Raw genomic sequence first — 8,078 nt, forward strand, 5'->3', positions numbered from 1 at the left:
GCTGATATATTTTCTATAAAAAAACGCATTATTTTTTCATTTTCTGTATCAAACGAATAAAATTTTTGAATAATTTTATATGCTCCATTTTCTTTATTTGAAATTGGATTTGTATATGTATTATTTTGATTTACGTCATAATGTGAAAGAACTAAAAATTCAGCATAAAAATTTGCGTAGAGACAAATTTAGACATTCTTCAGAACTCGGTTATCACTACATTACGCGAACATTATATTTTTCAACGCATAAACAAGATATTGAAGAGCTTGAATATACAGCATCAGCCAATATGCCAATCTGGGCAGCTGATTGCCCCGAAGTATTTTGGAATGCAGCGGATCAATATGAAAGTATGAAGGGGAGGACATCTACGCATATTACCGTGGCTCTGCCGAAAGAACTCAATTATATGCAGCGGATAGATTTATCAAATCAACTTATATATGAATTCTGCGGTCAATATCAGATGCCCTACAGCTTTGCCATCCACAATCATGTTTCAACCCTAGATGGGCGTTATGAACAACCACACCTACATTTATTATATTCAGAGCGAAGTATTTATGATGGCATTGAACGAACACCAGAACTGTATTTTCAAAGACACTGTCCAAAGAATCCTGAGAGAGGCGGTGCCAAGAAACTAACAGCAGATGTAATTGGTCTCGGTCGTCATCAAATTAATCATTATCGAAAAATCACAGAAAATGTCATAAATAAATTTTTAAAAGAATATGCACCCATTAAAGAGGTGGAGATCTACGGAATTAAGTTCCACGTCGAAAATAAGGTCTCATGTTTATCGAATGAAGATTATAATCAAAAAAATGGGACAAATTTAAAAGATGTTCCGCAAATACCGAGGCATTATTTACATAGTAAAGATCCGAATATTCAAGAAAAAATTCAAATGGTTAGGCAAACAGTTAAAGAGATTCGAGAAGCGAATTTATATGAATTGCATCAAGCCGAGTATCAGCTTGAATTGTCCAGAAAAAATCAGTATCAATATGAAAATAATGATATTGTTCAGAAGCCAAAATCTAATGATTTCGACTTCTAATTTATTTTGATTCTCAGTGTAAGGATAGTTTCTAATAAGCAAGTTCAATCTGGATAAGATGAACTTGCTTACTTGATTAAATAGCTGTCGATTTGCAATTGCTCAAGTGCATGCCATTGATAACGATCCTGACCTGAAAAATGCTGTTTGATATAGGCAATATGTCGAATCACGTGTTTCTGCTGTTTGAGTAAATGCTGAATGCGCTGATCTGCATAATGAATATCAACGCGCTGCTGCAACAGCGCTTGATAAAAATGACGATAATCAGGGTTCATATTTTTCAAAATTTCATGTGATGCAATTGGAGAGCGTGGCTGACTCAATCCTTGTGCCGTCGTATTTCCAGAAATGACAATTTTCGGTTGTACGGAACTTTTCGCTGGTCTTAAGGACTGTGTGGGTGTATCTGTCTGAGTTTTGAGAGTGTGAAACGCGTGTTGAATTGACTGCGTTAGCGTATCAGCTTGGGTGTCTTTAAGTGGATTTGTACTTCTTTCAGGCTTTGTACCAGTTGTATTTGTCATTTGCACCGACGATTGCGGTTGAGCTTGAGTTTCAGTATTCGGCTGGATCAGTTGCTTTAACTTTCGATAGTTAATTGAATAAAAGTTGGTTTGAAGCCATTTATTTTTTGAGAGCTTTTTAATCACTAAAATCTCCGCTTGTTTTAATTTAGCGACGATCCGTTTGATTGTGGAGACACTATAAATCCCCAGAGTTTGTTGCCACTGTTCATAGCTATGAAACCAATACTTTTTTCCTTTGTGGACTTGAGCATCACTGTGTTCTAAACAGTAGTGCAGCTTTTGTAAAAAAGTCGCGGCTGCGACGCCATACGCTTTTGCAAGCGTAGGCGAAGCAATTAAAGGGTAGTCAGAGGGAGCCAGCAGAATATGCTGATTATGCTTCATAACGTGCTCCCAAAAGACGCTCAGCACGTTCAATCAGGTTTTGACGTTGATGGGTGCGGAATGCCCAGAGCGATGGGGTATGATTATTTTGATTGAGTTTTGCGACTTCAGCGATTTGTTCATCATTCATCTGGCGCATACATTGACGAATAATTTGGTGCGCATGTTCAAGCTCGGTCAACAAGGAGTCTGCAGTATCGAGTGCTTGATAAAGATGGGTTAGACTTTGACGCTGGGGATTTGAAATGCTTTTGCCAAGTTCAACAATCAGTTGAGAGGCTTGTTTTTTAGATGTGCAAGTGTATGCACCATGAAAAGTAGCGTTCATAGCAGTAGTCCTAGATAAGTTTTAAATACTTACCAGCATTACTTCTCACGGTAATGGTGGCAGCGAGACAGGGGTGAGAATACTGAATCTAGGATCAGCCAACCTTACGGTTGCCCTATCAAGCTGCCATAACGACTGCTAAAACAGTAGACAAAAAAATAGCCGCGAGTGCGACATTAATTTGCACCTAGATTGTATCAGGTTCTCACGCCTGAACACAGATTTTGCTGTGTCCTATAAGCTTATCTGCGTATCCATTGCACTGTCAACGCTGTATTTGCATATTTTTACAAAACGCTACATTTAATTAATTCATTGATTAAGCTTTAGTTATTGGGGAAGTCTGACGGCTGGGTTTACCTATGATGAACAGGAGTATGTCGTTGGATACGGCAGGGCTTTTCTTCAGATCCACTTAAAAAAGTGAATGTTTGGTGAAGATCTATTCAATCATTTTATTCATTTATTTTATTACAGAAGAGCAGTTCATTTTAAACCGATCCATAGCATCAAAATCAGCCCATTGATGGTTTTAATTTGAGCTTATGGGTGAAATCAATAACTTAACTGAATTTATTCAAGGCGATCATGTGAATTTTATCGTATCGCGAAATTGACTAAAGCGCTGGATAAATCTAATATGAGCTCGCTGGCCTACATTGCCAGTCGGTTTTGACAGACCGATTCATCTAGCACATGAGGTTTATATTTTTGGATATAAACTGAATGTGGGAATCTTCACGTCCCCCTTTTTTTCTATGGTAGGACGGAAGGGGGACACTTTCGGGTGTGCTGATTCCTAGATGATCAGTCTGTCAACCCCTTTTCGTTCTGCCACCATTATTTGACAGTAATTTGGTAGAACTTCTATTACATCTAGGAGCTTCTCATGCTGTATCCATCTATTCTTTATTGTGCCTCCGCACCTGTTCAACCTTGTTGTGTCATTCAACAGGGCATACAGCACTGATTTTAATTTTTAAGCTGTATTAAAAAAACATTTTTACACGAACAATCTCTAAGGTGGATGGCTCAATCACGCCTATAAAAAATACTTATTTTTATATCCCCTTGTGATTGTCAATTGCATTGAACATGCGGGGAACAATGATGTCTGAATTCACTCAACCAAAAATCATTCCAATCGAAAATCGCCCACCAAAATCCAAAGTCTTTGTAAAGTGCATCGTGGTGCCAATCGTCATCTTTTTAATTATGGCCAAAGTCTTTTCCTTTAGCTGGTTTGGTTCTCTATTCTTTGGCATCTGGCTGTTATGGTTTGTGATTGTTTATTACTTCTATACATATGGCAATACCTACTTTGCAGGTATGACGGAGCAACTGACCCGTCAAGGTGAACAGTTTAATTATAACAATCGTGGAGTCTGGATTAACAGTCAGGATAAAACCATCATCCTGTTCGATGAACCTGAACAGCGTTTAGTGAAATACCCATTTGACTACATTACGTCGGTCGGTCACTTCAACTTAGTTGAAGACAAAGTCTCTTATTCCAGCACAATCACCAGCAATCCGATGACGGGAACGCATATCCGCCATCACGAACATCGCAGCCCAGTCAAAAGAGAATACCAAGTCAATATTGGGACACGCGATCAATTCAAACCACATTACCGCCTTAAAGTGTTGTTTCCTTGGCGTAGCCCCAAAATGGCCAGTGAAATCCGCCAACTGCTATCAGCTGATCATTACCAATAAAAACCAAGCATAAGAGGGGGTAATAATATGATGAGACGTTCAAAAACGGGGATACCATCGATTAGAACCAGCATCTTGATGCTGGCCATCTGTATGGCGATGGTTGGATGTGGTGGTGGTTCAGGCGGAAACACTGGTTCCAATAGTGGTGGAACGGATGGGGCAAACGATGGTGGTACTTCACCTCAACCAGTCACGTGTTCTGAAACGCAATATCTACAAGAAGGAATTTGTAAAAACAAGACAGCACAACGCTTTGAACCTTTACAGATCCATCGCTTTCTCAAAGGTCAGGCCTATCAGTTGAACCTGAAGACGGATCAAGATCTGACCCTCAGTTTTAGCAGTCAGAGTCCAAGTATTTGTGACTTCGAACAAGGGGAGCTCAAAGCCTTAGATTTGGGCGAATGTAGTTTAAAACTGACACAGGCAGGAACCTCACAGCTTCTGCCTGTGAATAGCACAATGGTGGTGGATGTCATTGAGAATGATGCAGAGGATCTTAAGGATCTGAATGCCTGTCAGGCAGGGAGGCCCAGTGAGGCGGAGCGTCAGCTGTTTATCAATACCTTGAATGAGATCCGTGCCTTACACCATCTGCCGAAAGTTCGCTATGACCAAGCCTATGAAGATCAGATGATGCAAGCCTCTATGTTACTGGCGGTGAATGAAAAGACCTCACATTATCCGGATCGTACGTGGCGCTGCTTTAGTGATATTGGTTATCAAGGGACTTCAACATCGAACTTGAACTTTATTCAAGCCTATCAACCTTTAGCCAGCTACGGTGCAGATACCCATCTGATCAATTGGTTGATTGAAAAAAACTCGAGCAGCATTGGACATCGACGTCATATCTTGAGTCCATTCCTGACTAAAACCGCCTATGGCGAGGTCTCCAATACTGAGGCTAAAAGCGTATCGACCATCTTAGGCGCTGCCATGAAAGTGGTCTATCCCTATGCATCGCAAACCCTAAGCACCACGATGCCGAAAGGGGTGATTGCCTATCCGTATCATGTGTATCCGAAGAAATTCTTTTCAAAAACTGAGCCTTTATCCCTGTCGATTTTAGTCAATCCACAAAATACCTATGCCAACAATACGGTGGATTTTTCTCAGGCGAAACTAACCGTGACGAGACGGGATAATCAGCAAAGCCAAACGATCAGCAACATCCAGTATGACAATATCAGCTATGGTTTAGTCGCCAATAATCTGCAATTCCATTTTAGCGCAATGGAATACAACGTGATCTATGACGTTAATGTGCAGAATGTATTGGTGGATGGAAAAGCTGAGGACTATACCTACTGGTTTAAAGTTGATGATCAGTCTAGTGAACAACACTTATCAGGAGAATCATCCAATGAGATTTAAGCTGAGGCCATTTTTACTTGCCAGTGCTTCACTACTGGTATTACAGACAGCGGTAGCTCAACCCGTTTCTAACGCCAATGCATTGACTTTGCAGCCAGTGACTTTAGCGCAGGGCTTAAACTGTTTGGATTGGGCCAAGCAAGAACAGTCGTTTAGCAATCAACTGGCTACGGGAGATTGGACGCATACCGCAGCCTCTAAGCTAACAACGCTGCAACAACAATTTAAGCAGCAATACACCCAGCAAAAATCATCCGTTGTGGATGATCCAGACGATGAAAACTACTGTGAGGATTGTCCTGAAATCGAGGTCTATTTGCCCAACGATCAACGCAATCCGATTCAACGGATTGAGGCTTTGATGCAGGTCAGTGTGGCTGGGGCAAGTACCTCGATTTATCGCAATGATGACATGGCCCAAACCAAGCGAAAGTTAGAGAAAGGTTTAAAAATTCAGCTCAGTCACTATAGCGGGCAGCAATTTAAACGCTTTAAACAGCAGTGGGATCAAGCCTCAGCACATGACAATGAGAAACGTACTAAGACCCAACAGGTCTTTCAACAGTATCCGCATTTAAAAGTGTTTAACGGGGAGGTCTTTCAAAACGGAAAGCGTTACAGCCCTAAACAGATTTACATCTATACCCAGCACTATAAACGGGATGCTTCTGATCTGAGCAGCATGATTGCCTATATCAGTCTGTATGACCATCCCGTGAATCCATCACAGCACATATTACAGTGTGGCTTTATTGACAATATGTCTTACACCGCTTCAACTGAATAAATAACGAGTAGCATCATGAAAAAAATATTTTTAGCGGGCTTATGTCTCAGCCTTTCAAGCTTGGCCTGTGCGGGCGCCAAAGAAAGCCTGATCGGAAAACGTCTGGTGATGGACATCCCGGATGTCCAATGTGCGGGCTTGTCCTTCTCCAAAAATGGCAAAGATGCGGCGATGTATGCAGAACTGGGGCAATGTCAGGATCCCCTACATCTTAGAGTCAGATGGTTAGATGACAAGACCTTTATCTTAATTGAAAAAGTACGTCTCAATGAGACCTCTCCACCCCGTAGCTTTTTATACAAAGTCAAAAGCATCAATCAGGATTATGTCCAGCTGACTGAGATCTGGACAGGGTGGGGAGACTCAAAAGACGATACGCTGGGTTATTATTTTAGATAACAAGATCGGAATAGTGATCAAGACAGGCCCTTGCTGAGGTAGGGGCTTTAAAACAAGAAATGAATAGTTCGATCAGTATTTAAAGGAATTCAATCATGGTGTGTAGTCCAGTGTTTTATCCAGCAAAATTCGAACAAGAAGGGCAAGCTTATAACGTCTCTTTTCGAGATATTCCTGAGGCAATGACTTGTGGTGACAATTTCGAGGATGCGCTACAGATGGCCAAAGATGCGCTGTTTACCAGTGTGGACTTCTATCGTGAAGAGGGTCGGATTTTACCTCCACCCAGTGAATGCCAAGAGGGTGAGATCCTGATTGCTTTGGATCTGGCACTGAAATAATCACAGGGAACAAAAAAGAGGATGCAAATATGGAAAGCAAAGAACACGAAGATCTAGAACAACACAAAGACCTAGAACAACCCGCAGATATTTTATGTGACGTTTGCATGGAATCCACGCAACTGAACCATGGGATACTGTCTGCCAATTGGGGCAGTGGGTCGAAGCATGATGGAGAACAGTATGAACTGTATTTATGTGAGGCATGTTTCTTCGCTACTGTCGCAACGTTAAAAAGAGAACATCGGGTGAAGCAGATGTTTAATGAGGATTTTAACGAAGCTGCATTAGAACGATTTGGTCTGAAATAAGTATATCAAGATGATGAATTGTGCCTATGGATGACAATATTAAAAGACTTTTAGTAGAAGCTGAATTGAAAAACTTAGCAGCAGGCTCCGTGTTTTCCGTTCAAGATTTCAGAGTTTCTCTTTCCAAAAAGCAGTTTTTAAGCTTTTTATCGCATTATCTGGATTAGGGGGAGGTTAGTTTAGTTGTACCCAATATTTACTATAAAGTTAAATTCTCCAATCTTTTTAATCCGCCGAGAGCCTTACCCCCTGATCTCTCCAAAGTGTTAGCCGGGATCACTCGATTAACCGGTGAGACGTTTCAATATGATGGAGGCTATTGTGCCAATCGTTTAGGGTTAAGTACTCAAGTGCCTCTATATCATGTCTTACATACAAATGGCCGTTCAAGACGATTCAAACTGGCGGGTGTAGATGTGGTACTGAATCACACGGATGATCAACGACTGCTTCAATACCCTTTGCAAAAGGTCGGTATGGCGATCTCAGCTCTGTATTATTTAGGACCAAATGTTGTGGATGATAAGATCATCAAAGCGATCAAAGATCAGTTATCACCTGAGGAGTATGCAAAGTTACTTTCAGCCGATTTGCCGAAATAGCCTATTTCTGTGTAAGCCTACGAACTATTCCTATTTGCACCCTACCTATCATTCCTGTTCCAAGTAGGCGATCAAGAATTAAATTACATAGTTAATATTGATATGGCTTTGTTGCACAAAGATTTGAAATGCAAAGCGCCCCTAATTGAGCCAAATTTAAGGCGTAACTTGGGTAAGTGGTCGACCTAATTCCGTAAATCTGTTAAGGACTGCTACACGTGCATGGATCTC

General features: G+C 41.0%; 11 protein-coding genes. 9 read left to right on the top strand and 2 right to left on the bottom strand.

The annotated features are described in order from the left end of the window. Nucleotides 1-115: 115 nt before the first annotated feature. Nucleotides 116-1,066, top strand: a complete 951-nt coding sequence (locus tag MF4640_RS17845) for a MobA/MobL family protein (RefSeq protein WP_029575044.1) — start codon at nt 116-118, stop codon at nt 1,064-1,066. Nucleotides 1,067-1,134: 68 nt separating this feature from the next. On the opposite strand, the gene MF4640_RS17850 is transcribed toward MF4640_RS17845, so the two are convergent. Both MF4640_RS17850 and MF4640_RS17855 read right to left on the bottom strand, forming a co-directional pair. Beyond that, nucleotides 1,135-1,980 (bottom strand): hypothetical protein, encoded by an 846-nt coding sequence (locus tag MF4640_RS17850; RefSeq protein WP_010326923.1) that lies wholly within the window; start codon nt 1,978-1,980, stop codon nt 1,135-1,137. Further along, nucleotides 1,970-2,308 carry a hypothetical protein gene (locus MF4640_RS17855; RefSeq protein WP_010326922.1) on the bottom strand — a complete coding sequence of 113 codons (339 nt, stop codon included), beginning with the start codon at nt 2,306-2,308 and terminating at the stop codon, nt 1,970-1,972. Before MF4640_RS17855 ends, MF4640_RS17850 begins: the two co-directional genes overlap by 11 nt. A 1,110-nt stretch (nt 2,309-3,418) precedes the next feature. Between MF4640_RS17855 and MF4640_RS17865 the strand changes: the two genes are divergently transcribed. The 8 genes from MF4640_RS17865 (at nt 3,419) to MF4640_RS17895 (ending at nt 7,847) form a co-directional block, all read left to right on the top strand. Further along, on the top strand, nt 3,419-4,027 hold the full coding sequence (locus tag MF4640_RS17865) for a hypothetical protein (RefSeq protein WP_078390421.1): 609 nt from the start codon (nt 3,419-3,421) through the stop codon (nt 4,025-4,027). 27 nt (nt 4,028-4,054) lie between these two features. After that, on the top strand, nt 4,055-5,407 hold the full coding sequence (locus MF4640_RS17870) for a CAP domain-containing protein (RefSeq protein ID WP_078390422.1): 1,353 nt from the start codon (nt 4,055-4,057) through the stop codon (nt 5,405-5,407). Continuing rightward, nucleotides 5,397-6,194: a hypothetical protein gene (locus MF4640_RS17875; RefSeq protein ID WP_078390423.1), complete on the top strand. Its 798-nt coding sequence runs from the start codon at nt 5,397-5,399 to the stop codon at nt 6,192-6,194. The genes MF4640_RS17870 and MF4640_RS17875 overlap by 11 nt, the downstream gene beginning before the upstream one ends. 15 nt (nt 6,195-6,209) lie before the next feature. Beyond that, nucleotides 6,210-6,593, top strand: coding sequence for a hypothetical protein (locus tag MF4640_RS17880; protein ID WP_078390424.1), 384 nt, complete (start codon nt 6,210-6,212; stop codon nt 6,591-6,593). 95 nt (nt 6,594-6,688) lie between these two features. Beyond that, the gene (locus MF4640_RS17885) at nt 6,689-6,934 is read left to right on the top strand and encodes a type II toxin-antitoxin system HicB family antitoxin (RefSeq protein ID WP_078390425.1); all 246 of its coding nucleotides are present in this window, start codon (nt 6,689-6,691) and stop codon (nt 6,932-6,934) included. A 29-nt stretch (nt 6,935-6,963) separates the two neighbouring features. Beyond that, the gene (locus MF4640_RS17890; RefSeq protein WP_078390426.1) at nt 6,964-7,245 is read left to right on the top strand and encodes a hypothetical protein; all 282 of its coding nucleotides are present in this window, start codon (nt 6,964-6,966) and stop codon (nt 7,243-7,245) included. Between the two features lie 26 nt (nt 7,246-7,271). After that, entirely contained in the window at nt 7,272-7,412 is a 141-nt protein-coding gene (locus tag MF4640_RS19840) for a hypothetical protein (RefSeq protein ID WP_227518686.1), read from the top strand. 27 nt (nt 7,413-7,439) lie between these two features. Continuing rightward, nucleotides 7,440-7,847: a DUF6088 family protein gene (locus tag MF4640_RS17895; RefSeq protein WP_227518687.1), complete on the top strand. Its 408-nt coding sequence runs from the start codon at nt 7,440-7,442 to the stop codon at nt 7,845-7,847. Nucleotides 7,848-8,078 lie beyond the last annotated feature (231 nt).

Origin of the sequence: Acinetobacter sp. MF4640 (assembly GCF_002018895.1) — a bacterium.
Taxonomy (GTDB): Bacteria; Pseudomonadota; Gammaproteobacteria; order Pseudomonadales; family Moraxellaceae; genus Acinetobacter; species Acinetobacter johnsonii.

Excerpts from the sequence above, each read along its gene's own strand:
- MF4640_RS17845 (WP_029575044.1), top strand. The coding sequence starts at position 116 with ATGTATTATTTTGATTTACGTCATAATGTGAAAGAACTAAAAATTCAG.
- MF4640_RS17850 (WP_010326923.1), bottom strand. The coding sequence starts at position 1,980 with ATGAAGCATAATCAGCATATTCTGCTGGCTCCCTCTGACTACCCTTTA.
- MF4640_RS17855 (WP_010326922.1), bottom strand. The coding sequence starts at position 2,308 with ATGAACGCTACTTTTCATGGTGCATACACTTGCACATCTAAAAAACAA.
- MF4640_RS17865 (WP_078390421.1), top strand. The coding sequence starts at position 3,419 with ATGTCTGAATTCACTCAACCAAAAATCATTCCAATCGAAAATCGCCCA.
- MF4640_RS17870 (WP_078390422.1), top strand. The coding sequence starts at position 4,055 with ATGATGAGACGTTCAAAAACGGGGATACCATCGATTAGAACCAGCATC.
- MF4640_RS17875 (WP_078390423.1), top strand. The coding sequence starts at position 5,397 with ATGAGATTTAAGCTGAGGCCATTTTTACTTGCCAGTGCTTCACTACTG.
- MF4640_RS17880 (WP_078390424.1), top strand. The coding sequence starts at position 6,210 with ATGAAAAAAATATTTTTAGCGGGCTTATGTCTCAGCCTTTCAAGCTTG.
- MF4640_RS17885 (WP_078390425.1), top strand. The coding sequence starts at position 6,689 with ATGGTGTGTAGTCCAGTGTTTTATCCAGCAAAATTCGAACAAGAAGGG.
- MF4640_RS17890 (WP_078390426.1), top strand. The coding sequence starts at position 6,964 with ATGGAAAGCAAAGAACACGAAGATCTAGAACAACACAAAGACCTAGAA.
- MF4640_RS19840 (WP_227518686.1), top strand. The coding sequence starts at position 7,272 with ATGGATGACAATATTAAAAGACTTTTAGTAGAAGCTGAATTGAAAAAC.